At 43.6% G+C, this 23180-nt stretch carries 21 protein-coding genes and 1 riboswitch; of the genes, 17 read left to right on the top strand and 4 right to left on the bottom strand.

Annotated elements, in window-relative coordinates:
- The first annotated feature begins 81 nt into the window (after positions 1–81).
- The 3 genes from J7E32_RS17690 to J7E32_RS17680 all read left to right on the top strand — a co-directional run bounded on the left by J7E32_RS17690 (position 82) and on the right by J7E32_RS17680 (position 5320).
- Positions 82–1779, top strand: coding sequence for a serine hydrolase domain-containing protein (locus J7E32_RS17690; RefSeq protein ID WP_214910040.1), 1698 nt, complete (start codon positions 82–84; stop codon positions 1777–1779).
- Positions 1780–1831: 52 nt separating this feature from the next.
- Positions 1832–3955 carry a glycoside hydrolase family 3 protein gene (locus J7E32_RS17685; RefSeq protein WP_214910038.1) on the top strand — a complete coding sequence of 708 codons (2124 nt, stop codon included), beginning with the start codon at positions 1832–1834 and terminating at the stop codon, positions 3953–3955.
- Between the two features lie 102 nt (positions 3956–4057).
- Positions 4058–5320, top strand: coding sequence for an exo-beta-N-acetylmuramidase NamZ family protein (locus J7E32_RS17680; protein WP_286183463.1), 1263 nt, complete (start codon positions 4058–4060; stop codon positions 5318–5320).
- Positions 5321–5358: 38 nt separating this feature from the next.
- Here the strand turns inward: J7E32_RS17680 and J7E32_RS17675 are convergent, their stop codons facing one another.
- On the bottom strand, positions 5359–5571 hold the full coding sequence (locus J7E32_RS17675; protein ID WP_214910034.1) for a methionine aminopeptidase: 213 nt from the start codon (positions 5569–5571) through the stop codon (positions 5359–5361).
- Between the two features lie 206 nt (positions 5572–5777).
- Here J7E32_RS17675 and J7E32_RS17670 point away from each other — a divergent pair, with 206 nt between their 5' ends.
- Positions 5778–6218 carry a Dps family protein gene (locus tag J7E32_RS17670; RefSeq protein ID WP_214910032.1) on the top strand — a complete coding sequence of 147 codons (441 nt, stop codon included), beginning with the start codon at positions 5778–5780 and terminating at the stop codon, positions 6216–6218.
- A gap of 249 nt (positions 6219–6467) precedes the next feature.
- Here J7E32_RS17670 and J7E32_RS17665 read toward each other — a convergent pair whose 3' ends face one another.
- Positions 6468–6776, bottom strand: coding sequence for a winged helix-turn-helix transcriptional regulator (locus J7E32_RS17665; RefSeq protein WP_214910030.1), 309 nt, complete (start codon positions 6774–6776; stop codon positions 6468–6470).
- A gap of 221 nt (positions 6777–6997) precedes the next feature.
- Here J7E32_RS17665 and J7E32_RS17660 point away from each other — a divergent pair, with 221 nt between their 5' ends.
- Positions 6998–7855: a VOC family protein gene (locus tag J7E32_RS17660; RefSeq protein ID WP_214910028.1), complete on the top strand. Its 858-nt coding sequence runs from the start codon at positions 6998–7000 to the stop codon at positions 7853–7855.
- A gap of 270 nt (positions 7856–8125) precedes the next feature.
- Positions 8126–8761: an FMN-dependent NADH-azoreductase gene (locus tag J7E32_RS17655; protein ID WP_214910026.1), complete on the top strand. Its 636-nt coding sequence runs from the start codon at positions 8126–8128 to the stop codon at positions 8759–8761.
- A gap of 467 nt (positions 8762–9228) precedes the next feature.
- On the opposite strand, the gene katA is transcribed toward J7E32_RS17655, so the two are convergent.
- Entirely contained in the window at positions 9229–10689 is a 1461-nt protein-coding gene (gene katA / locus J7E32_RS17650; RefSeq protein WP_214910389.1) for a catalase KatA, read from the bottom strand.
- Positions 10690–11267: 578 nt separating this feature from the next.
- Between katA and J7E32_RS17645 the strand changes: the two genes are divergently transcribed.
- Both J7E32_RS17645 and J7E32_RS17640 read left to right on the top strand, forming a co-directional pair.
- Positions 11268–11855, top strand: coding sequence for a cell wall hydrolase (locus J7E32_RS17645; RefSeq protein WP_214910380.1), 588 nt, complete (start codon positions 11268–11270; stop codon positions 11853–11855).
- 181 nt (positions 11856–12036) lie between these two features.
- A complete protein-coding gene (locus tag J7E32_RS17640) occupies positions 12037–12975 on the top strand; it encodes an NERD domain-containing protein (protein WP_214910024.1) in 939 nt (312 codons plus the stop codon).
- Positions 12976–13406: 431 nt separating this feature from the next.
- On the opposite strand, the gene dacB is transcribed toward J7E32_RS17640, so the two are convergent.
- Positions 13407–14885 (bottom strand): D-alanyl-D-alanine carboxypeptidase/D-alanyl-D-alanine endopeptidase, encoded by a 1479-nt coding sequence (dacB, locus tag J7E32_RS17635; RefSeq protein WP_214910021.1) that lies wholly within the window; start codon positions 14883–14885, stop codon positions 13407–13409.
- Positions 14886–14999: 114 nt separating this feature from the next.
- Between dacB and J7E32_RS17630 the strand changes: the two genes are divergently transcribed.
- The 9 genes from J7E32_RS17630 (at position 15000) to zupT (ending at position 22922) form a co-directional block, all read left to right on the top strand.
- Positions 15000–15197: a hypothetical protein gene (locus tag J7E32_RS17630; protein WP_214910020.1), complete on the top strand. Its 198-nt coding sequence runs from the start codon at positions 15000–15002 to the stop codon at positions 15195–15197.
- Between the two features lie 125 nt (positions 15198–15322).
- Positions 15323–15664 (top strand): metal-sensitive transcriptional regulator, encoded by a 342-nt coding sequence (locus tag J7E32_RS17625; RefSeq protein WP_041968086.1) that lies wholly within the window; start codon positions 15323–15325, stop codon positions 15662–15664.
- A gap of 56 nt (positions 15665–15720) precedes the next feature.
- Positions 15721–15866, top strand: a riboswitch (FMN riboswitch).
- A 147-nt stretch (positions 15867–16013) separates the two neighbouring features.
- On the top strand, positions 16014–17096 hold the full coding sequence (ribD, locus tag J7E32_RS17620) for a bifunctional diaminohydroxyphosphoribosylaminopyrimidine deaminase/5-amino-6-(5-phosphoribosylamino)uracil reductase RibD (protein WP_214910019.1): 1083 nt from the start codon (positions 16014–16016) through the stop codon (positions 17094–17096).
- Between the two features lie 12 nt (positions 17097–17108).
- A complete protein-coding gene (gene ribE, locus J7E32_RS17615; protein WP_214910017.1) occupies positions 17109–17765 on the top strand; it encodes a riboflavin synthase in 657 nt (218 codons plus the stop codon).
- Between the two features lie 11 nt (positions 17766–17776).
- Entirely contained in the window at positions 17777–18970 is a 1194-nt protein-coding gene (locus tag J7E32_RS17610) for a bifunctional 3,4-dihydroxy-2-butanone-4-phosphate synthase/GTP cyclohydrolase II (protein ID WP_214910370.1), read from the top strand.
- A gap of 34 nt (positions 18971–19004) precedes the next feature.
- Entirely contained in the window at positions 19005–19475 is a 471-nt protein-coding gene (gene ribH, locus J7E32_RS17605; RefSeq protein ID WP_214910015.1) for a 6,7-dimethyl-8-ribityllumazine synthase, read from the top strand.
- Positions 19476–19662: 187 nt separating this feature from the next.
- On the top strand, positions 19663–20865 hold the full coding sequence (locus J7E32_RS17600) for a S1C family serine protease (RefSeq protein ID WP_214910013.1): 1203 nt from the start codon (positions 19663–19665) through the stop codon (positions 20863–20865).
- A gap of 25 nt (positions 20866–20890) precedes the next feature.
- Positions 20891–21757 carry a peptidylprolyl isomerase gene (locus J7E32_RS17595; protein ID WP_214910012.1) on the top strand — a complete coding sequence of 289 codons (867 nt, stop codon included), beginning with the start codon at positions 20891–20893 and terminating at the stop codon, positions 21755–21757.
- A 355-nt stretch (positions 21758–22112) separates the two neighbouring features.
- Positions 22113–22922: a zinc transporter ZupT gene (gene zupT, locus J7E32_RS17590; protein WP_214910010.1), complete on the top strand. Its 810-nt coding sequence runs from the start codon at positions 22113–22115 to the stop codon at positions 22920–22922.
- The last annotated feature ends 258 nt before the right edge of the window (positions 22923–23180 follow it).

The raw sequence follows: 23180 nt of genomic DNA, 5'->3' as shown, positions 1-23180 counted from the left end.
TAGATAGTCTAAGGTTACAACATGAAAGCCTTTTCAAAGTTTACTAGATTAATGGAGCAATAGCTCGGAAAAGGAGGAAACATGAAGAACAAACGACTATCAATTGCCTTAACGGCAGCAGTTCTCGGTACAGGAGTGATGATTCCGGTATCATTTGCGGAAGGCAATCAGGCACCAGGGGTTTCAATTGAACAGCGGGAGGGCAAAGGTGGCTTCAAGGAAGTCCATCCTGTCTTTTCATGGGACAAGCCAGGCCCTTTATCGCCAGTGCTCCATAGAGGGTCGGTTCGGGGAGCGGGGATGGTACAGCAGCCGCTTGACGAGATCGACGGGCATATGGAAAAAATGATTGCTGACGGCGTGATGCCAGGGGCTGTCGCATTCGTCGCCCGCCGCGGCCATATCGTGAAGCAGGAAGCCTATGGTTTTGCCTACAGATATGAAGATGACCAGTTCACTGAATCTAGTGAACCAATCAAGATGGAGGAGGATACAATCTTTGATCTTGCTTCTATCAGTAAAATTTTTACGACCACTGCGGCGATGATTTTATATGACCAGGGCAGATTTGAACTCGATGATAAAGTTTCTAAGCATATTCCTGAGTTCGCCGCCAATGGAAAAGAAGACGTCACCATCAGGCAGCTCCTTACCCACACATCTGGTTTCACTGCATGGGTGCCTCTTTATACAAAAGGAAGCAGCCGAGAGGACAGAATGAATTTTGTGTTAGAGCATCCGCTAAATAATGAGCCGGGCAGTACTTATACATACAGCGACCTCAACATGATCACACTCGGTTTGTTGATCGAAAGGCTCTCTGGCCAGCGCCAGGATGAGTTTGTCAAAGAGAATATAACAGAGCCGCTGGGAATGGCTGATACGATGTACAATCCGCCGGCTTCACTGAAAAAGCGGATCGCCGCCACAGAATACCAGCCAGCGCTTCATCGCGGAATGGTCTGGGGTGAAGTTCATGACGAAAACGCCTGGTCACTGGATGGTGTTGCCGGGCATGCAGGAGTGTTCTCGACAGCGGAGGATCTGGCAAAGCTTGCCCATATGTATTTGAATGACGGCCGTTATGGAAGCGAAGTCATTTTAAAGCCAGAAACCGTAGAAATGATTGTTGAAAACCAAATCCCAGAGTTCCCTGGTGATGACCATGGATTAGGCTGGGAGCTAGCTCAGGGCTGGTTCATGGATGCCTTATCAGAAGGTACTTCACTTGGCCATACAGGTTATACCGGAACTTCAATCGTCGTGAACAGGAATAATGGCACAATTGCTATCCTGCTCACCAACAGAGTCCATCCAAGCCGCAGCACGGTTTCCACGAATGTCGCACGGAGACAGCTGGCAAGACAGGTTGCCGATTCAATCCCGGTTAACATTCCGGATGGGTCTGCGTGGTTTTCAGGATATGGAGACAAACTCCAACGCACGATGACAGCAGAGGTAAAACTTGAAAAGTCTGCTAAACTATCATTCGACACCTGGCATCGGATTGAAAATGATGCAGATTATGGTTATCTGGAGATCTCAGAAGACGGTGAAAGCTGGCAGCAAGCAGCTATTTTTACAGGAAGCAGTATAGATTGGAATTCAGAGCAAGTTGAAATTCCAGCAGGGACTAAGCACATCCGTTTCCGCTACCAAACAGACAGTTATACAAATGGCCGCGGCTGGTATGTGGACAATATTAGTCTAGTAACTTCTGATGGTAAAAAGGTTGAGCCTGAGTTTTCAGGAGAAGGCTGGGAGCAAAGAACTTACTAACTTTAGTAATTCTTAATAAAATGGATAAAATATGCAAAATGGAGGAGATACGATGAGGAAACTCAGTAAGGTGATGCTCTATTCACTAGTGTTCATGCTGGCTTTTTCACAAATGCTGCCTGGCATTTCTTTGAAGAAGGCGAATGCCGAGGAAAAGAACACAGTGGAAGATCTGGTGATTTACGAAAATGTACCAGAAGCGGAAACAGCAGTGAGAGATGGAAAATTACAGTTGAAAGCACTCCATGTGTATTCAGAAGGACACTTTATGCTGGCATCCGAAAACCTTAAATGGGAGTCGGCGAATAAAAATGTCGCAACTGTGGACAAGGATGGAAATGTGGAGTTCACAGGACAGAATGGACGGACGTTCATTACAGTGACAGACGGTAGCTTCAAGGACCGCATCGCACTCGATTATAAAGTGAAATCATCCTCTAAAGAAGAAGGGGAAAATGGAAAGCCTGAATCGGAAGCAGTGGTCATTAAGCAGGAAGGCAAGCGGTATGACTTGATTGGCAATGCAATCAGCAAAATGAGCCTGGAGGAAAAAACAGGGCAAATGCTGATGCCGGATTTCAGGACATGGAAGGGTGAAAACGTAACAGAAATGCTGCCGGAAATAGAGCAACTCGTGAAAAAATACCATTTGGGCGGAGTTATCCTTTTCCGAGAAAATGTGGTGACAACCGAACAGACGGCACGCCTGGTTTCTGATTATCAAGCTGCTGCTGAAAAATTCGGCCTGCTGCTGACGATTGACCAGGAAGGCGGAATTGTCACAAGGCTCCAATCCGGGACGGATATGCCGGGAAATATGGCATTAGGGGCAACACGGTCACCAGAAATCGCTTATAACGTGGGCAACGCGATCGGCGAGGAATTGGCGTCTCTGGGTATTAACATGAACTTTGCGCCAGTTATGGATGTCAATAACAATCCGGACAACCCGGTAATCGGCGTTCGTTCATTTGGCGAAGACCCGCAGCTTGTTGCTGACATGGGTGTTGCTTATACAAAAGGACTCCAGGCCGCAGGTGTTGCGGCGACAGCGAAACACTTCCCGGGACATGGGGATACAGCTGTCGATTCACACCTTGGATTGCCTGAAGTTCCCCATGATAAAGAACGCTTGAAGGAAGTTGAACTGTATCCGTTCCAAAAAGGAATGGAAGCAGGCGTGGATGCGATTATGACAGCACACGTCACTTTCCCTAAAATCGACGGAACAAAAGCCATTTCTCAGAAAACGGGAGAAGAAATCGCGATTCCGGCAACCCTTTCATACAAGGTCCTGACAGAGCTGATGCGTGAAGAAATGGGCTATGAAGGTGTCATCACAACAGATGCAATGAACATGAAAGCGATCGCTGACCATTTCGGCCCAGTTGATGCGGCTATCCGCGCGGTAAAAGCAGGCACGGATATCGTTTTAATGCCAGTCGGTCTTGAAGAAGTTGCATCAGGATTATTAGAAGCAGTGAAGTCTGGCGAGATTTCCCAAGAACGGGTAGAAGCATCTGTTAGACGCATTTTAACCTTGAAGGTAAAAAGAGGCGTGATCAAGGAAGAAAATCCTGTTTCAGTTGAAGACAAGATTGCGAATGCGGTGAAAGTGGTCGGTTCTGCTGAGCATAAGCGTATTGAAAAAGAGGCGGCAGAGAAATCAATCACGCTGGTTAAAAATGATGCTGGACTTCCTTTGAACCTTGAAAGCAGTGAGAAGGTCGTCGTTGTGGGCAACACTTTTATCAGCAGCCTGGGTGATGCAATTAAAAAACGCCATGAAAATACAACCGTCATATCCTCTTCAACTTATAAGCTGACTGAGGATCAGTTGGAATCAATCAAAAACGCCAACGCGGTGGTAGTCGGCACCTATACTTACAATGTATCAGGCCGTACACTTTCTAGTGCCCAGATGGCAATGGTCAACCAGATCATTGAGCTAGCAGATGCTCCTGTTATCGGTGTCGGCATCCGCAATCCATATGACATTATGGCTTTCCCAGAAATCGACGCGTACATGACCCAATACGGATTCCGTCCAGCAAGCTTTGAAGCAGCGGCCGGAGCAATGTTTGGTGAATTCGCACCAACAGGAAAGCTGCCTATCACGATTCCTGATTATAATGGCGGAGTTCTTTACGAGTTTGGCCATGGTTTAACCTACTAATAAGTGAATAGGCGGGCTTTGTGCAAGGCCCGCCCTTGGTAGTATGTTTAATTTTTGCCATATGAAAGAGTCTCAAAATCTATTAAAACAGGAGTGATCATGTTGAAAAAATGGCTGGCAGCATTATTAACGACCGTACTCATTCTCTCTTCATTGACCATTGCGTTGGCAAATCATGATAGCGGACAGGGCAAGAGCCAGGATCTGAAGAAATTCAAGGTTGGTGCTGAAGCATTGCTTGACGACCACAAAGACTTGATCAAAGGAAAGCGAGTCGGACTGATCACGAATCCTACTGGAATAGATCAAAACTTGAACAGTGTTGTCGACTTGCTTTTCAACGATCCTGATGTCGAGTTGACGGCACTTTACGGACCGGAGCATGGAGTACGCGGAAGCGCACAGGCAGGAGCATATGTCGAGTACTATATCGATGAAAGAACGCAGCTTCCTGTTTACAGCCTTTACGGTAAAACGAAAAAACCCACACCAGATATGCTTGAAAATGTGGACGTCCTGCTGTTTGATATCCAGGATGTAGGAACAAGATTCTATACGTATATTTACACAATGGCTTATGCAATGGAAGCTGCTAAGGAAAACGATATCCCATTCATTGTTCTTGACCGCCCGAATCCACTTGGCGGTGTTAAGGTTGAAGGGCCTGTCCTTGAAACTGAATACAAATCCTTTGTAGGAAACTATGAAATCCCGCTGCGCCACGGTATGACCGTAGGTGAGCTGTCGAAGCTCTTTAATGAAGAATTCAACATCGGTGCAGACTTGACTGTCGTTGAGATGGACCGATGGAAGCGCACAATGCATTATGATGAGACGCCGCTGCAGTTTGTCATGCCTTCACCAAACATGCCTACTCTTGATACAGCATTCGTCTATCCTGGAGCAGCACTGATTGAAGGAACGAATGTATCGGAGGGAAGAGGAACGACAAAACCGTTTGAGTTGATCGGGGCACCGTTCATCAACTCCGATGACTTGTCTGCCGAATTAAATTCCCTGGATCTTCCGGGAGTAAAATTTAGGGCAGCATCGTTCACCCCGACGTTCTCAAAGCATGTTGGCAAACTGTCACATGGTATCCAGATTCATATTACCGACTATGAATCTTTTGAGCCGATTGTAACAGGGCTTCATATTGTAAAAACCATTCATGATATGTATCCTGAAGACTTCGAATTCCGTGCTGAAGACAGCAAGGGGATTTCCTTCTTCGACCTTCTGACAGGTAACGGCTGGATCAGGGAAGAAATTGAAGCGGGGACATCCGTGGAAGAAATCCAGTCCATGTGGGAAGATGATTTGAAAGAGTTCAAACAGGTAAGGGAAAAGTACCTTCTCTATTAAATGGAAAAAATGGCCTCTGCACTAGCAGGGGCCATTTTTTATGTCGTACTGTTGCTCCAATCTGTATATAAACCACTGCCGCTGCATCCAGGACATTCGTATGGTGCTGCATAATAGACAAACTCGTTCGCGGAAAAAGCGTAATATCCTCTGCCATGGCAGTCCGGGCATTTATTCTGGTCCTTCATTGTCGCAATGTGGTTTTCGTATCTTGCATTTCTCAATTGGTTAAGCGCATTAAACAATCCCATCTTTAGACACCTCCACTTCTATGCATAGTTTGGAGAAAAAATTGCTTTTTTATGTATAGTCTATGGAGAATTTTGGTTTTTGACCCGGTACTAGCACATTACTTGTCTAAAAGTTGACAATACAGTGAACAATTCCGGGTTCTAACTCAATGTTGGATAATCTTGGACTATAATGAATCCGTACATACATATAGGAGGGATTCAAAATGAAAAATGAATTGACGCAGTCAGTCAACAAACAAATTGCAAACTGGACTGTACTCTACATCAAGCTTCATAACTACCACTGGTATGTGACCGGACCAGAATTCTTCACCCTGCACGCAAAATTCGAAGAGCTTTACAACGAAGCGGCCTTACATATCGATGAACTAGCAGAAAGATTGCTGTCAATGGGGGACAAACCAGTCGCAACCATGTCCGCTGCACTTGAAATCGCATCTGTAAAAGAAGCAACAGAAAATGAAAGCGCAACTGACATGGTCGCAAGCATAGTAGATGACTATTCCACAATGATTCAAGAACTAAAGAAAGGAATGGAGCTGGCAGAAGAAGTCAATGATGAAACAACAAGCGACCTGCTTCTGTCCATTCACTCCGGTCTGGAAAAGCATGTGTGGATGCTGAACTCCTTCCTTGGAAGATAAATATGAGGCAAAAAAGACGTATGTATTCGCATACGTCTTTTTTTTCGATAGACAATATAGTATGAGTCAGCAGCAGAAAGCCAATTAGAGGGGGAATGGACATTTCAAGCAAGATGCGGGACCGAAATGTCTTATAAAATGTTTCTTTATCGCTTGGCATTTTTTCTTATAAAAAATTAGTATTTCAAAACGCAAAAAGCACCCATTTAACGGGTGCTTTAAAAGAAGAATTCAGTGCGAAGCTATTATTTATGCCTCCAGCCAGCTCTGTGACCATTTTTCTATTTCTTTCATAAGAGGTTCCAGAGACTTACCTTTTTCGGTCAAAGAATATTCGATTCGGACTGGAGTTTCAGGATGAACTTCACGTCTAACAATCCCTTCGTTTTCCAAATCCTTCAATCGCTCTGAAAGCACTCTTCCACTTACTCCAACAGAGGATTCAATCGCACAAAAACGCTGTGGACCGGAAATCAGCTGGTATATGATCAAGCCAGTCCAACGCTGGCTTAGGATTGTCATGGCTTTTTCAAATCTGGGACAAATCGACTTATCCATATCAATCACTCCTTACTAACATTATAAACTTAACAACTGAAAAATAAATTACTTTTTATAAAAAGGATACTTGACGTAATTTAATTACATATATATATTTACTTACATAAAATAACCTAAATGCATCTTTATAATGGCGATATGTGAGCATAGCTTGATTTGGCCATCCTGACTATATCCGACTTACTATAGAGTGCTCAATCAAAAAGGAGGAAGTGAATATGAACTTTCATCAACCGCCAGTCACTTTTGTGGGACAGGTAAATATAAAAGTAGAAAATCTGGAACGTTCCCTTGCCTTTTATCAAGAAGTTATTGGTTTTAAGGTGTATGAAAAAACGGATAATTCCGCTCAGTTAACTGCTGATGGAAAGAATGTGCTATTAAGCCTTGAGCAGCCATCCGATGTGATCCCGAAGAAGGGAAGAACTACCGGGTTGTATCATTTCGCACTGTTACTGCCTGACCGGACTAACCTGGCAAAAGTACTGAAGCATTTCCTGCAGACTGGATATCCTTTGCAGGGGGCATCTGACCATCTTGTAAGTGAAGCACTGTATTTAGCAGATCCGGATGGAAATGGTATCGAGATCTATACAGACAGACCAGCTTCAAAATGGGAATGGAATAAGCAGCATGTAGTGATGGCCACTGAACCATTGGATGCTGAAAACCTTTTTGCAGAGGGGATGGAAGGTACATGGAATGGGCTACCTGAAGGGACAGTGATGGGGCATATCCATTTACACGTCGGAGAACTGGTAAAAACAGAAGAGTTTTACACAAAGGGACTTGGATTTGACGTGGTAAGCCGTTATGGACCACAAGCACTCTTCATTTCTTCCGGAAAGTACCATCATCATATTGGGCTGAACACCTGGAATGGAGTAGGTGCACCTAAACCTCCTGCCAATAGCGTGGGTCTTGCCTCTTTTACTTTAGTATTGCCGGATGAAAAGTATTTGAATGAAACGCTTGCCTCGCTGAAGAAAATTGGGGCGCAGGTCGAAGAGGAGAATCGTATTTTCATTACGACAGATCCTTCTGGAAACCGCATCAAGCTGGAAACAGCAAAGTAAATGAAAAAGAATACTATTACTGATTACACAAGTAATCTAAAGCCTAAATGCGAGTAAGCCGCACGCCTTGCACCTCGATCATGTCAGTGCAAGGCTGTGTGAGGTCGGGTTATGATGCTGAGCTTTGTAAAAACATTAGATATATAGGCGAGCATTTCTTTTGACCTTTGATGAAAAAATGATTAATATCTCGAAGTAAGCTATTTTAAATTCGAGATTTATTTTTCTCGTAATAGTTTTACAATCAAGAAAGAAAAGGTGGAATACATCATGGCAAAAGTTTTATACATCACAGCACACCCGCTGACTGAAGAGCAATCTTTCAGTCTTGCAGCAGGGAAAGCGTTCATCGATACGTACAAAGAGCAGAACCAGAATGACGAAATCATTCATTTGGATCTATTTAAGGAAAACATTCCTTACATTGACGCCGACGTATTAGGCGGTTGGGGCAAATTGCAAAAAGGTACAGAGTTTACTGAGCTGACAGCAGACGAACAATCAAAAATAGGCCGCCTTGCTGAACTGGTTGACCAATTCACAGCAGCTGACAAATTTGTTTTCGTAACACCGCTCTGGAACTTCTCATTCCCGCCAGTTATGAAGGCATATCTGGACGCAGTAGCTGTTGCTGGCAAGACATTCAGATATACCCAGGAAGGACCTGTCGGCTTGATGACAGACAAAAAAGCCATCCATATCCAAGCTCGCGGCGGTTACTACTCAGAAGGACCTGCAGCAAACATGGAAATGGGAAATCGCTACATTGAAACAATCATGAACTTCTTCGGTGTACCTTCAATGGAATGCCTATACCTGGAAGGGCACAATGCCAACCCGGAAAAAGCACAGGAAATCAAAGAAAACGGAATTGCGCGTGCTAAGGATTTGGCGCACACATTCTAATGAATAAAAGACCAGGCAGGCCGGATTACCGGTCTGCTTATTTTGTTTTTAGGCATTCTAACGGCCACTTATTTGAAATGTCGAACCGGGTTTGTCCGAGAGAAAGTCTTTTAACGGACACATTTTGAGGAGATTGCCATGGGTTTGTCCGATAGAGCCCGTCTAACGGACACTTTTTCAGGAGATTGTCGTGACTGTGTCGATAGAGCCTGTCTAACGGACACATTTTGAGGAGATCGCCATGAGTTTGTCCGATAGAGCCCGTCTAACGGACACATTTTGAGGGGGGTGCCATGAGTTTGTCCGATAGAGCCTGTCTAACGGACACATTTTGAAGAGATCGCCATGAGTTTGTCCGATAGAGCATTTCTAATGGACACTAATCCAAAAAATCCCTCTAAGCCTATCAGCTTGTTACTATATAAAATAACGGATGCCCTCTATGGGACATCCGTTTTCAAGTTATATTAAACTTCCTGTGGCACCTGCAGGCCCAATCCTTGAGCAATGCGTGTTCCGTATTCTGGATCTGCTTTGTAGAAGTGGCCGATCTGGCGGAGTTTGATATCGTCTCGCTGAACTGGCTTCATTGCAGCGACAATATTAGCGACAAGGCGTTCGCGTTCTTCTTCGCCCATCAGGCGGTACAGGTCACCGGCTTGTGTATAATGGTCGTGGTGATCGTAGCCCACGTTTTCAGCTACCCCGCTGACAGGGAAGGCTGCTTGCTTGTGCTCATTCACTTCAGTTGGTCCTCCGAAACTATTAGGCTCGTAGTTTACTGATTTGCCGCCATTGCCATCAAAACGCATCTGGCCGTCGCGCTGGTAGGAGTTCACTTTTGATTTTGCCCTGTTGATCGGCAGGTGATTATGGTTTGCGCCAACACGGTAACGGTGCGCATCAGCATATGCGAACAATCGGCCTTGTAGCATTTTATCAGGAGAAACATCGACACCAGGAACAAGGTTTCCAGGAGAGAATGTAGCCTGCTCAACTTCCGCGAAATAATTTTCTGGGTTACGATTCAATACCATGCGGCCGACTTCAATCAATGGATAATCCTTCTGTGACCATACCTTTGTGACATCGAATGGATCGAAACGATAGGTGTTCGCATCCTCAAGTGGCATGATCTGCACATATAGCTTCCATGCAGGGAAGTCCCCAGCTTCAATCGCATTGAACAAATCTTCTGTATGATAGTCAGGATTTTCGCCTGCAATTTTAGCGGCTACATCTGCTGTAAGATTTTTCACGCCTTGTTCTGTCTTGAAGTGATACTTGATCCAGACGCCATCGCCCTCGGCATTTGTCCACTTGAACGTATGGCTGCCGAAACCGTGCATATGGCGTAGGGTAGCCGGGATGCCGCGATCGGACATCAGGATGGTTACCTGGTGCAATGCCTCAGGTGAAAGTGACCAGAAATCCCAAACTGCATTTGGATCCTTCAAGTGTGTTTGTGGGTTTCTCTTTTGTGTATGGATAAAATCAGGGAACTTGATCGCGTCACGGATGAAAAATACCGGAGTATTGTTCCCGACGATATCATAGTTTCCTTCCTCTGTATAAAACTTCACCGCGAAACCGCGCGGGTCCCGGACAGTGTCTGCTGATCCAAGTTCACCAGCAACCGTTGAAAAACGGACGAAAAGTGGTGTCTTTTTGCCAACCTCTGAAAGGAATGCTGCCTTCGTATATTTTGTTACATCATTAGTAACTTCAAAATAGCCATGTGCTCCTGCACCTTTTGCGTGCACAACACGCTCAGGCACACGCTCACGATTAAAGTGCGCCAATTTTTCCATCAAGTGTACGTCTTGCAGTAGAGTAGGACCTCTTTGTCCTGCAGTCATCGAGTTCTGGTTGTCCCCAACCGGAGCACCCCAGCTTGTAGTAAGAAGTTTATTTTGATTATTGCTCATCATAATCCCGCCTTTATAGTGAATTTGGTTTATAGTCAAATGATAACATTTTTCAATTAAAAATCAATACTTAATTATAATTATTTTAATTAAGTAATAAATCTAACGTAAGGCTCTCATTTTGATATGGATTATGTGGAGTGGTCAATATATAGGGGGAAGTGGTCGATATATTTTGAATTTGGTCGATAAAATAAAAATTCGCTGATATATTGCAAAATGTGGTCGATATCTTTTGTTTTTTTTCAATAAAATATCAATCTCTTGTGATTTGCAGGGATCATCGTGCTAGTTCGAACAGTCAGGGTAATTTTTAGAGGAATAGAGCAAGTTACCAAGTTACAAAACTGTAATATACCGTAAAATTTGAACCGTATACTTACAACACTGGTTATTGAAGGAAGGTTAGGAAAGGTGGAATAAATTTCTATGTTTAAAAAGAATCAAGCGTTTTCAGTGAATTTGTGACCTTTTTCTCTGCTGGTACTTATTGGGCAATGAATAACTATGTTACAACTGCTAGCCTTATTAGTAGAGAAAGAGAGCAACATTACTGGGAGGTATGGATAATGAGAAAAATGAAAAAGACATTGGCAGCGCTGACAGCGGTGGTATCCTTATCATTATTTTCAACGGGTGCAGCTGCTGAAGCGGCAACTTACCAGGTGAAAACAGGAGATACGATGTGGGGAATTGCCAGCAAATATGGTGTGCAACTGACAGAATTGAAGAAAGCGAACAATAGAACTAGCAATCTACTATATCCAGGACAAAAGTTGACCATCCCGGCTTCAGCCGTATCTGCAGCAGATCAGGACTTGCTTGCAAGGCTGGTCCACGCTGAAGCAAAAGGCGAGCCATATGCAGGGAAAGTAGCAGTAGCAACTGTTGTCTTGAATAGAGTAGCAAGCCCTGAATTCCCTAACACAGTAAAGGGAGTTGTCTATGAAAAGGCAAACGGCTACTATGCTTTCACTCCTGTAAAAAATGGCGCGATCAATAAGCCGGCAGATGCAGAAGCAAAGAAAGCTGTAAAAGAAGCGCTAGCATTCAGAGGGCAAGGAAGTGGCTCATTGTTCTTCTTCAACCCTAAAACAGCAGTAAGTAAATGGGTGTTTTCAAGAGAAGTGACCGTAACAATTGGAAATCATAGATTTGCTAAGTAACCTTAACAAAAGGTAACGAACTAAGCCAGAAAAAGCCGTGCATATTCTCAATCTGCACGGCTTTTTCTCAATTGGTTATGCGGAAACTTTTTGCATGACACTCAAAGTAAAAAAAACTTGTTAAATATTCAAATAAAACATACTATTTAATTGCAATACATAGCGAATGGAGGAATGTTTTTTGATAGTTAAATCACGTGTTGAATCCCTTGAACTGCAGATTCTGAGGATACTGAATGCCCGAATGAACTTGTCTCCGAAAGAATACAGTAACTATCTCTACCTGGAAAAAGGTTATGAAGGAGAAGTGATTTTTGATCGCAGGATGGAGGAGATTGAAAAAGGCTTCTTGGTAATGAATGACCTGCTCCTTGAACATGGTAATACCAAATTTCAAATCGATTCCCTATTCATCTCCAAGATCATCCACTTGTTTGAAGTAAAGTATTTCGAAGGCGATTATTATATGGAAGGTGACAGGTGGTACACCAGCAATGGAACAGAAATCAAGAATCCTCTAATACAAATGGAAAGAGCTGAGTCTCTCCTGCGAAGGATGATACGGGAACTTGGATTCAATATTAACATTGAATCAACTCTAGTCTTCGTGAACCCGAACTTTTACCTCTATCAAGCTCCTCGTAATTTACCAATTATCTTTCCCAACCATATTCCGAGACTACTTCATAATCTGCAAAAACAAATTACCCCAATAAAAAATACTCATACAAATCTATCAGATAGGCTGCTTTCCTTGCATTCCCACGATTCACCGTATAAGAGGCTCCCTGAATATAATTTCGAGAAATTGAAGAAGGGAATAGCTTGTTCTCATTGTCATACATTGAATACAATAGTCACGAGAAAAACATTAATATGCAATAATTGCGGGAAGCGGGAAAATATTCATGAAGCAGTATTGAGAAGTGTAAGAGACCTTCAATTACTTTTTCCGGAAGAAGAATTAACAGTCAGCAAGATTCAAGATTGGTGCAAATCAATCAAAACGAAAAAAGCCATCAGGAACATTCTTGTAGATGACTTTACATTGAGCGGCTGTGGCCGTGGTGCTCACTATACAATTAAAGAAAATAAAGAGGGTTATCTGCTATTAGAGTAAGTATATGAAAAAGGTATCCTTCTGGAGGAAATTCAAAAAGCCATTCAAGGTTAAATGCAGCCTTATACACCTCATTTCACCTACATAAGGGAACATTTAAAGGCTAAATGCACCCTTATGCACCGCGTTTCATCTACATAAGGGAACATTTAAAGGGTAAATGTACCCTTATACATCGCATTTCACCTACATAAGGGCACATTTAAAGGCTAAATGCACCCTTATGCACCGCAATTCATCTACCTAAGGGAACATTTGAAGGCTAAATGGACCCTTATGCATCGTATTTCACCTACCTAAGGGAACATTTGAAGGCTAAATGTACCCTTATGCACCACAATTCATCTACATAAGGGTACATTTCAAGTGTTAAATGGACCCTTATGCATCGTATTTCACCTACATAAGGGTACATTACTATGTTTAATGCGCTATCTTGCAAGTATCCTAACGATTCTATCCTCAACCTTCTTGCCATCTCGATCATCCAGCAGGTTATTCAGCAAGACGGAAAAAATTAGAGTATCCCCACTGTTTGTTTTTACATATCCAGCTAGCGTGCTAACACCTGTCAGCGTCCCTGTTTTAGCGGATACACGGTCCTTCAGATGAGCTTCTTTCAGCCTATTGCGCATTGTTCCGCCAACCATTCTGAGCTCAACTCCGGCAACTGGAAGTGAGCGCTGGAATGCAGGAAACCATTCCTCTTTTTGGGCCAGAAATAGCAGTTTGCTAACTTCATTCGCTGGAATGAGATTGGCGTGTGAGATTCCCGATCCGTCTCGCAACACAAGCCGGCTGGTGTCAACCCCGATTCGGGAAAGCTCTGTCTCCATGACCTCAAGTCCCTTTTCCCAGCTGCCATCCCCATGATCGACTTTGCCCATTTCTTTAACAAGCACTTCGGCATGTCCGTTATTGCTTAATTTCATGAAGGGTATCATCAGATCTGCAAGCGGCATGGATTTATGAGAAATTAACTTGGTCATTGTCTCCGTCGCCCGTCCCGTGATAATTTTCCCAACAACTTTTATCCCATGATCTTCTAATGACTTTTTAAAAAGACTTCCTGCATACAGGGATGGCTCCCAGACGGCAACCCATTCTCTTGCTTTATGGGCGTTGACCGGGATCGTTCCCCTTACTAAAATGGAATTCGATCCGTGCTCACGTTCAATTTTCACCTCATGTTTTCCCCCAGAATCTACTGTTACCGTTTCATTTAAGATAGTTACATAATCGGTTTCCGGTTCAAGTGTAATGTTTGTGGCTTTTCCTTTCTTTCCTGGTAAAATATTGACAATAACAGTGCCTGCATCATAATCCTGATTCGGCGAAGCAGTAAGGGCAGAAACCTGGGCGCCGTAATATTGATGCTCATCATTCCAAGTTAGATCCTCTGAATAACGGACATCATCGTACCAGCTGTCATCCACCACTAAATTGCCGGAGACCTTTTTGATTCCCTTATTTTTAAGTTTTTTTGCCATTTCATCAAAGTCTGCCGCGAGCAGGGTCGGATCACCCATTCCTCTTAGATAGAAGTCACCTGAAAGCCTCCCGCCGTCAATTTTTCCATCTGCCAGGACTTCAGTTGTAAAGCGGTATTCTGCCCCTAAAACCGAATAAGCTGCTGCAGCTGTAAACATCTTCAGCACCGAAGCCGGCTGCAACCGAGTATCCCCAATATGCTCGTATAAAATTTTTCCATCTTCCGCAGACCTGATGCTGACACCGGCCAAAGCTCCATCAAGTACCGGTTCATTTGTTAACAGCCTACCTAGTTCTGTGGACAACTGCCCACTAGGCTCAACAGCCTTGGCTGGCGGTTCTTCTGTATGAAAAAACGGAATGATGGCTAAGATGGTAACAAGTGAACATATGATGATTGCTGTAGTTTTTTGTTTCAATTTTTAGTTCGCTCCTTTCATATCTCAACTGTATTCGACAGTAAATTTCCCAATAACCAACTAGTAGAGTCTATGATAATGTTTTAAATAATATAAGATTCAGGAGGGAAAAAAATGTACCGATACTTTTGGAATACTTTACTCATTCTAGCCATCGGAGCAGGATTTTACTTCTATGCCCAACTGATTTTTTCAAAAGTGACAGATCCCTTGTACGGAACACTGGCGCTACTCGCAGGCAGCCTTTTCGTCGCAGGGATTTCGAGAGAGCTCCTATTGATTTCACAATCGAGGAGAGAAGAAAATATTTAGAGTCTCATATACTACACCCTGTCCAGAGGGGTGTATTTTTGTTTTTAAGAATAAATAGGTTTTATGTTAGGTACTATTAGGGGGTATGATAAAATAAGCTTAAAAGATATAAGGGGGTTTTTTAGATGGACATTTTAGAGCCCGAAGTGAACCCATCTGAATGTGGTGACAGCTGTTGCTCATCAGAACGAAAGAGCCATCACTCTGAAAAAACGAAAAAGAATCTTGTGACGAGATTGAATCGGATAGAAGGACAAATTCGCGGCATCAAAGGCCTGATTGAGAGAGATACGTATTGTGATGATGTCATTACGCAGATTTCGGCGACGCAGGCTGCCCTGAACAGTGTGGCCAAACTTCTGCTAGAAGGCCATATGAAATCATGCATCGTCGAACGCATCCAGGAAGGCGACAATGAAGTGGTTGATGAACTATTGACCACGATTGAGAAGCTGATGAAAAAATAGCAGACCGTTTTGTTTTGCATTTAAGAACATGTTACGTATAATGACACTAACTTAATACATTCCTTCGGGGTCGGGTGAAATTCCCAACCGGCGGTGATGAAGCTTTTGCTTCTTAGTCCGTGACCCGGTTAACATTTGTTAAACGGTGGATCTGGTGAAACTCCAGGGCCGACAGTTAAAGTCTGGATGGGAGAAGGAAAAAAATGAGGATTAAGAGAATGGGATTAGTATGCCCTTTTTTAACCCTCTATTTTGGCATAACCTTTTTTAGGACCCCGAAGCAAATTTGTTTCGGGGTCTTTTATTTTTAAAAAAATGCCCGAAGGAAATTTAGAAAGGAGGAAGCCAGGTGAATGATCAGGACTATATGTCACTAGCAATCAAACTAGCCAGTGCGACTGAAGGCCAGACTTCCCCGAACCCGAAAGTTGGTGCTGTTCTAGTAAAAAAAGGCCAGATCATTGGGATGGGCGCCCATTTGAAGGCGGGTGAGCACCATGCCGAGGTGCATGCTATCCAAATGGCGGGCGAAAAAGCTAGTGGAGCCACACTGTACGTCACTCTCGAGCCATGCAGTCATTTCGGAAAAACACCGCCATGTTCGAACTTGGTGATAGAGTCTGGCATTAAGAAAGTGTTTGTGGCATCGGTTGACCCCAACCCGCTCGTTGGCGGAGCAGGAATCAAAAGGATGCGGGAAGCAGGCATTGAGGTCGAGGTTGGATTGTTGGAGGAAGAAGCCATTGCCCTGAATATGGTGTTTTTTCATTACATAAGCACGGGACTTCCATATGTAACCTTGAAGTCAGCTGCCAGCCTTGATGGCAAGATCGCAACAGTGACCGGGGAGAGCAAATGGATTACCGGTGAAGAAGCGAGGAAGGATGTCCATCAGTTCCGCCATACATATGATGCTATTCTGGTTGGTGTCAATACTGTCATAAAAGATAACCCGAGCCTGACGACAAGACTTGAAGCTGGCGGGAAAAACTCCATTCGCGTGATTCTGGATTCAACCCTCAGGACACCTTTGGAATCAGGAGTCATCACTGATCAGGCTGCTCCGACAATCATCGTTACAGGAGCAGATGCCGAACCAGAAAAAGCGGAAAAATTTAAAGAGCAAGGCATCGAAATCATCAAGTTAGAGACTGCGAAAGTCGGAATTAAGGACATGCTGGGGAAACTCGGTGAGCGCGGCGTCACTTCTGTCTACGTAGAAGGCGGAGCTGAGGTCCATGGCAGCTTTTTAAAAGAAAAAGCCTTCCAGCAAGTCATCACCTATATCGCTCCAAAGCTGATCGGCGGAAAAAATGCACCGGCTGCATACGGAGGCGAAGGAATTGCCCGGATTGAAGATACAGTTCCTTTAAAAATCATAGATGTTAAACAAATTGGCCAGGATATCCGGATCATTGCTGAGCCTGAATAGAAGGAGGTTTGTATGTTTACTGGGATTATAGAAGAAATTGGGACCGTCGCCAATCTCCAGCATAGCGGTGAGTCATTTGTCCTGACAATTGATGCGAAAAAAGTGCTGACGGATGTGAACCTCGGAGACAGCATTGCTGTAAACGGGGTATGCTTAACCGTCACCTCTTTTACCGAAAACAGGTTTACCGTCGATGTCATGCCGGAAACGGTCAAAGCTTCCAGTTTAAAAACTGTTAAAAGAGGTTCAAAGGTGAACCTGGAGAGAGCGATGGCAGCGGGCGGCCGGTTCGGCGGACACTTTGTCGCTGGCCATGTGGACGGAGTCGGCACCATCAAAGCGAAAAAGCAAATAGATAACGCGGTTTACTATGAAATTCAAGTGGATCCAGAATTGCTGAAATATGTCATCATGAAGGGCTCTGTCGCTATTGATGGTACAAGCCTGACTGTTTTTGGAATTTCAGAAGACAGCCTGACTCTATCGCTCATCCCGCTCACTTTAAAAGATACAGTCTTAGGGTTCAAGGATACAGGAGATATCGTCAATATCGAATGCGACATGATTGGCAAGTATGTAGGGCATTTCTTGAGTAACCAGTATCCAGCAGCACCAAAACGAGGCAACAATATTACAGCCCAATTCTTAGAGGATAACGGGTTTATGTGAGGGTGATGAAAATGTTTGATCCAATCGAAGAGGCTATATATGAACTCATGCAGGGAAATGTCGTCATTGTTTGTGACGATGAAGACCGTGAGAATGAAGGAGATTTTATTGCACTTGCGGAGAAGGCGACCCCAGATGTGATCAATTTCATGGCGACCCATGGCCGGGGATTGATCTGTGTGCCAATTGAACAGGACTTGGCACAGAAGCTGGACTTACTGCCGATGGTCTCACGGAATACGGATCCACACGGAACGGCTTTTACCGTCAGCATTGACCATAAGTATTCAACAACCGGAATTTCTGCTTTTGAACGCTCGGCCACTGTATTGAGCATGCTTGACCCAGATTCAAAGGCTGCTGATTTTAAAAGACCAGGACACATCTTTCCGCTCGTTGCCAAGAAAGGCGGAGTATTAAGGAGAGCCGGCCATACGGAGGCGGCGGTCGATCTCGCTAAATTAAGCGGTGCCAAGCCTGCCGGAGTCATCTGTGAAATCATGAATGAAGATGGCACAATGGCTCGAGTCCCCGAGCTGCGCAAGTTTGCCGACCAATTCGATTTGAAGATGATTACGATAAAAGATCTCATTCAATACCGCAATCGTAAAGACCAGCTGATTAAAAGAGAGGTTGAGATCAATCTTCCTACTGAATTCGGCATTTTCAAGGCAGTCGGTTATTCAAATCTAGTAGATGACAAAGAGCACATCGCCCTGGTAAAAGGGGAAATCGATCCTGATGAACCAGTACTGGTGAGAGTACACTCTGAATGTTTGACTGGCGATGTATTCGGTTCCTTCCGCTGTGATTGCGGCCCGCAGCTGCATGCAGCCTTAAACCAGATTAACGAGGAAGGACGAGGTGTCCTCCTGTACATGCGCCAGGAAGGCAGAGGCATTGGCTTGATGAACAAACTGCGCGCATATAAGCTTCAGGAAGAGGGCTATGACACGGTTGAGGCCAATGAAAAGCTCGGCTTCGGTGCAGACCTCCGTGAATACGGAATTGGCGCCCAGATATTGAAAGACCTTGGCATCAAGCAAATTAAATTGTTGACCAACAACCCAAGGAAAATCAAAGGGCTAAAGGGCTATGACCTGGAAGTAGTCGACAGGGTGCCGATCCAAATGCCTACAAGGGATGAAAACGAGAATTATTTAAAAACAAAACATAGCAAATTAGGCCATTTACTTAATTTTTAATGAAAATTAACCCATATAATTGGAGGAATAGGACATGAACAGAACTTTTGAAGGTAATCTAGTAGGAACAGGTCTTAAAGTCGGCATCGTAGTCGGGCGGTTCAATGAATTCATCACTAGCAAGCTTCTGGGCGGCGCGCAGGACGCTTTGAAAAGACATGGTGTCGAGGAAGGCAATGTCGATGTTGCCTGGGTTCCAGGTGCGTTCGAAATCCCATTGGTGGCGCAAAAAATGGCAAAAAGCAATAAGTATGACGCGGTCATCACATTAGGCACAGTCATCCGCGGATCCACTCCACACTTCGATTATGTTTCCAATGAAACAGCAAAAGGTGTATCAGCCGCAGCGATGAATTCAGGTGTTCCGGTCATCTTCGGAGTTCTGACAACCGATACGATTGAACAGGCAATCGAACGTGCAGGCACAAAAGCCGGAAACAAGGGCTGGGACGCTGCAATGTCCGCAATTGAAATGGCTAATTTGATGAAGAATATTGAAATGTAATAACTTTTGAAGCTGCAGGCATCCTTGTCTGCAGTTTTTTAAATGGCTGTTTTATCCCATGGACTGCTTCATTCATAATTACCTCGAATTTTTCCCAATCTTTTAAAATTCTCGCCTCAGTTTGTTAATAATTTGTTCATAATTTCTGGTTATGATGAAGACAAGTTAGAAGCGAGGAGGAAAAACCATGAACGACTTTGAACAGAATTCCCGGTACCAGGAACCGGCGCCGGTCAAAAAACCAAATAAATTCAAAAGCATATTGTCCACTGTTATGGCTGGGGTAGTTGGTTCCGCGATTACACTAGCAGCGGTGAATTTTACAGAAGCTGACGCAGGGAATCAGCTGCAGCCTCAAACAGAAACAGTCACAGAAAAAAATTCAAATATCGTCACGACACCAACCTCATCAAAAAGCTCTGGTTCGATTGCCGATATCATTGAAACTTCTGCGAAATCAATTGTTGGCATCACCAATCTCCAATCGCAAAGCAATCCATTTTCGCAAAGCCAGGGCAATGTTGAGAGCGGTTCTGGATCTGGGGTTATTTTTAAGAAAGAAGGAAGCAGTGCTTTCATTGTCACGAACAATCATGTCATTGAAGGTGCATCAAAGGTTGATGTCTCCCTGTACAATGGAGAGAAAGTTGATGCAGAAGTGGTTGGAGCAGACGCATTGACTGATTTAGCAGTTGTCAAAATTGATGCAGCTAAAGCAGCGGATGTCATCGAATTTGGTGATTCATCTGTATTAAGGGCTGGCGACCAGGTACTGGCCATCGGAAACCCGCTTGGCCTGGACTTATCGCGGACTGTGACTCAAGGAATCGTCAGTGCGGTAGACCGTTCAATCTCTGTGCCAACCTCTGCAGGGGAATGGGAAATGAGCGTTATTCAAACGGACGCGGCAATCAATCCAGGCAACAGCGGCGGCGCGTTAATCAATACAGACGGTAAAGTAATCGGCATCAACAGCTTGAAAATTTCGCAAAATGGCGTGGAAGGCCTCGGGTTTGCAATCCCTAGCAATGAAGCACTGCCAATCGTCAACCAGCTGATTGAAAAAGGAAAAGTGGAACGTCCTTATTTGGGTGTAAGCCTTGCTGATCTGGCGCAAATTCCCGATATGTATCTCGACAACCTGCCAGAGAATGTGGATTCTGGGACGATGGTTACCTATGTTGATCCTAACTCCGCGGCTGCTGCTGCAGGACTCAAGGAACAGGATGTCATCGTGGGGATCAATGATGAAAAAGTAGGGAATGCAAGTGATCTAAGAAGATACATGTATACGAAACTTGAAACTGGCGACAATGTCGAATTGAAAATATATCGTGACGGCAAGCAGCAAACTTTAAAGGTAGCATTGTCTGCTGCTAATGCAGAATAAATGGAGGGAAATAATGATTTCTTTTATGAAAAATAATAAACTCTTAATGGTATTCACAGTGGTTTTCTTAGGGCTTCTCCTGATTTTTACAACAGCTTTTGCCAAAACAGAAACTGCAGCGAGCATTGATGGGGAGAAAATCACAAAGGAAGAACTAAATACAAAATTGACAGAAATGTATGGTGCAGATATCTTAGATTCCTTAATCACAAACAAGGTGATTGAAATGGAAGCTTCAAAGGAAAAGGTAAAAGTAACGGGGAATGAGATAGATGAAGAGTTAACAAAATTGCAGGAATCATATGGCGGTGAAGAAGCATTTGCTTCGGCACTTGAGCAAAACCAGGTATCAATGGACAAAATCAGGGAGGACATCGAAATTTACCTGCTCGCAGAAAAAATGATCGGACCTTCTATAGAAGTGACTGAAGAGGAAATGAAGACATATTTCGATGAAAATAAAGATTCTTTTGACCAAAAGGAACAGGTGAAGGCGAGCCATATACTGGTAGAAGATGAGGAAACGGCCAAGAAGGTAAAAGAAGAGCTTGATAATGGAAAAGACTTTGCCGAACTGGCAAAAAAATATTCAACAGACTCATCTAATAGTGCTAACGGAGGAGACCTCGGGTATTTTGGAAAAGGAGAAATGGCTGAGGAATTCGAGAATGCTGCATTCGGAATGGAAGTCAATGGAATCAGCGAGCCGGTTAAAACAGAATTCGGTTTCCATATCATTAAGCTTATTGATAAAAAAGCAGCGAAGACAGCAAATTTTGATGACCATAAGGAAGAAATCAAGGAATTGCTATTTGACCAGAAAGTCCAGGCGGAATATCCAAACTGGCTGGAGGAGAAAAAAGCAGAATATGAAATTAAAAGTTATCTATAGGTAATTATTGAGCCTCTGCAGTGTTCTGCAGGGTTTTTTTTTAATGGTAATGGAGCAAATTATGAACATTCTAAAATTATTTAGTTGCAGGTCAAGTTTCCTTTGCGATACAATGTTGACCAAAGGAAACTTTTTAATACGAACGCATATATTATTTTTAATAAAAGGAATCCTGCACCCTGAAAGTTGACCAAAGGAAACATTTTAGCATTTGACCATCATTTGGTCATAAAAGTGCCCAAAAGTTTCGTTCGTGAAACAAAATTCGTGTTGCGGCATAAATTAAGAATTATTGTATTCTTTTATGTTAATTTTACGGCGCAGGCTCAAAATTGATATTCAAAGGAGAATAAAAATGACAGAGGAAATTTTATTTGCATTTGGTTTGACATTGTTTGCAGGTCTTGCCACTGGAATTGGCAGTGTTCTTGCCTTTTTCACATCGCGGACCAATACAAAATTTCTTTCAATAGCACTTGGGTTTTCAGCAGGTGTGATGATTTATGTGTCGATGATTGAAATTTTTGTCAAAGCGAAGGATGCACTTGTTTCTGCGATGGGCGTGCAATTAGGCAACTGGGCAACGGTCGGCGGTTTTTTCGCGGGTATCCTGCTGATCGCCTTGATCGATAAGTTGATACCAAAGCAGGGAAATCCTCATGAACTGAAAAAAGTCGAGGACATGAATGCTCCTTCCAAACCTGCCACCGATGCTGCCCTGCTGAAAATGGGAACATTCACAGCTCTTGCGATCGGGATACACAATTTTCCTGAAGGAATTGCCACCTTCACTTCGGCCATACAGGACCCGGCTTTGGGTGTCGCGATAGCCATCGCGATAGCCATACACAACGTTCCTGAGGGAATTGCCGTTTCCGTACCGGTTTATTTTGCGACTGGTGATAAGAAGAAAGCTTTTAAACTATCATTCTTGTCCGGTTTATCCGAGCCGATCGGCGCTCTTGCGGCTTACCTATTCCTAATGCCATTCCTGAATGACATAATGTTTGGGGTCATTTTTGCAGCTGTAGCGGGAATCATGGTCTTCATTTCACTTGATGAACTGCTTCCGGCAGCTAAAAAGTATGATGAATCACACCTTGCCATTTATGGTTTGGTCGCGGGGATGGCAGTCATGGCCGTCAGCTTGCTGCTCTTTATTTAGAAATACAAGTGAATAATATCCTATTATTTTCCAACCAAAAAGAGTGACCTGTAAATAAATGGTCACTCTTTTTGGTTCTTTTGATATTGGGAAAATTTCAAAATAGAACTTAATACATGTGACTTTTTTGTAAACGTGCATTTTCTCCTGATTCAAAAGACTCAAAAATGATTAGTTTAGCATATTGTTGATGTCAGAATATTTTAAATATAATAGATTCTGTAAAACCAGCAACACCATAAAATGCAGAGGAGTGGT

The sequence above is a fragment of the Bacillus sp. ISL-55 genome (assembly GCF_018613155.1).
Taxonomy (GTDB): Bacteria; Bacillota; Bacilli; order Bacillales; family Cytobacillaceae; genus Mesobacillus.
The sequence above is the reverse complement of the archived record's forward strand: the minus strand, read 5'-3'. Positions and strand labels throughout refer to the sequence as shown.

Coding starts and splice junctions, on each gene's coding strand:
- ribH (WP_214910015.1), top strand. CDS start 19,005: ATGAACAGAACTTTTGAAGGTAATCTAGTAGGAACAGGTCTTAAAGTC.
- ribE (WP_214910017.1), top strand. CDS start 17,109: ATGTTTACTGGGATTATAGAAGAAATTGGGACCGTCGCCAATCTCCAG.
- J7E32_RS17630 (WP_214910020.1), top strand. CDS start 15,000: ATGTACCGATACTTTTGGAATACTTTACTCATTCTAGCCATCGGAGCA.
- J7E32_RS17690 (WP_214910040.1), top strand. CDS start 82: ATGAAGAACAAACGACTATCAATTGCCTTAACGGCAGCAGTTCTCGGT.
- J7E32_RS17665 (WP_214910030.1), bottom strand. CDS start 6,776: ATGGATAAGTCGATTTGTCCCAGATTTGAAAAAGCCATGACAATCCTA.
- katA (WP_214910389.1), bottom strand. CDS start 10,689: ATGAGCAATAATCAAAATAAACTTCTTACTACAAGCTGGGGTGCTCCG.
- J7E32_RS17660 (WP_214910028.1), top strand. CDS start 6,998: ATGAACTTTCATCAACCGCCAGTCACTTTTGTGGGACAGGTAAATATA.
- J7E32_RS17595 (WP_214910012.1), top strand. CDS start 20,891: ATGAAAAATAATAAACTCTTAATGGTATTCACAGTGGTTTTCTTAGGG.
- J7E32_RS17670 (WP_214910032.1), top strand. CDS start 5,778: ATGAAAAATGAATTGACGCAGTCAGTCAACAAACAAATTGCAAACTGG.
- J7E32_RS17655 (WP_214910026.1), top strand. CDS start 8,126: ATGGCAAAAGTTTTATACATCACAGCACACCCGCTGACTGAAGAGCAA.
- J7E32_RS17600 (WP_214910013.1), top strand. CDS start 19,663: ATGAACGACTTTGAACAGAATTCCCGGTACCAGGAACCGGCGCCGGTC.
- J7E32_RS17625 (WP_041968086.1), top strand. CDS start 15,323: ATGGACATTTTAGAGCCCGAAGTGAACCCATCTGAATGTGGTGACAGC.
- J7E32_RS17645 (WP_214910380.1), top strand. CDS start 11,268: ATGAAAAAGACATTGGCAGCGCTGACAGCGGTGGTATCCTTATCATTA.
- zupT (WP_214910010.1), top strand. CDS start 22,113: ATGACAGAGGAAATTTTATTTGCATTTGGTTTGACATTGTTTGCAGGT.
- J7E32_RS17610 (WP_214910370.1), top strand. CDS start 17,777: ATGTTTGATCCAATCGAAGAGGCTATATATGAACTCATGCAGGGAAAT.
- J7E32_RS17675 (WP_214910034.1), bottom strand. CDS start 5,571: ATGGGATTGTTTAATGCGCTTAACCAATTGAGAAATGCAAGATACGAA.
- J7E32_RS17685 (WP_214910038.1), top strand. CDS start 1,832: ATGAGGAAACTCAGTAAGGTGATGCTCTATTCACTAGTGTTCATGCTG.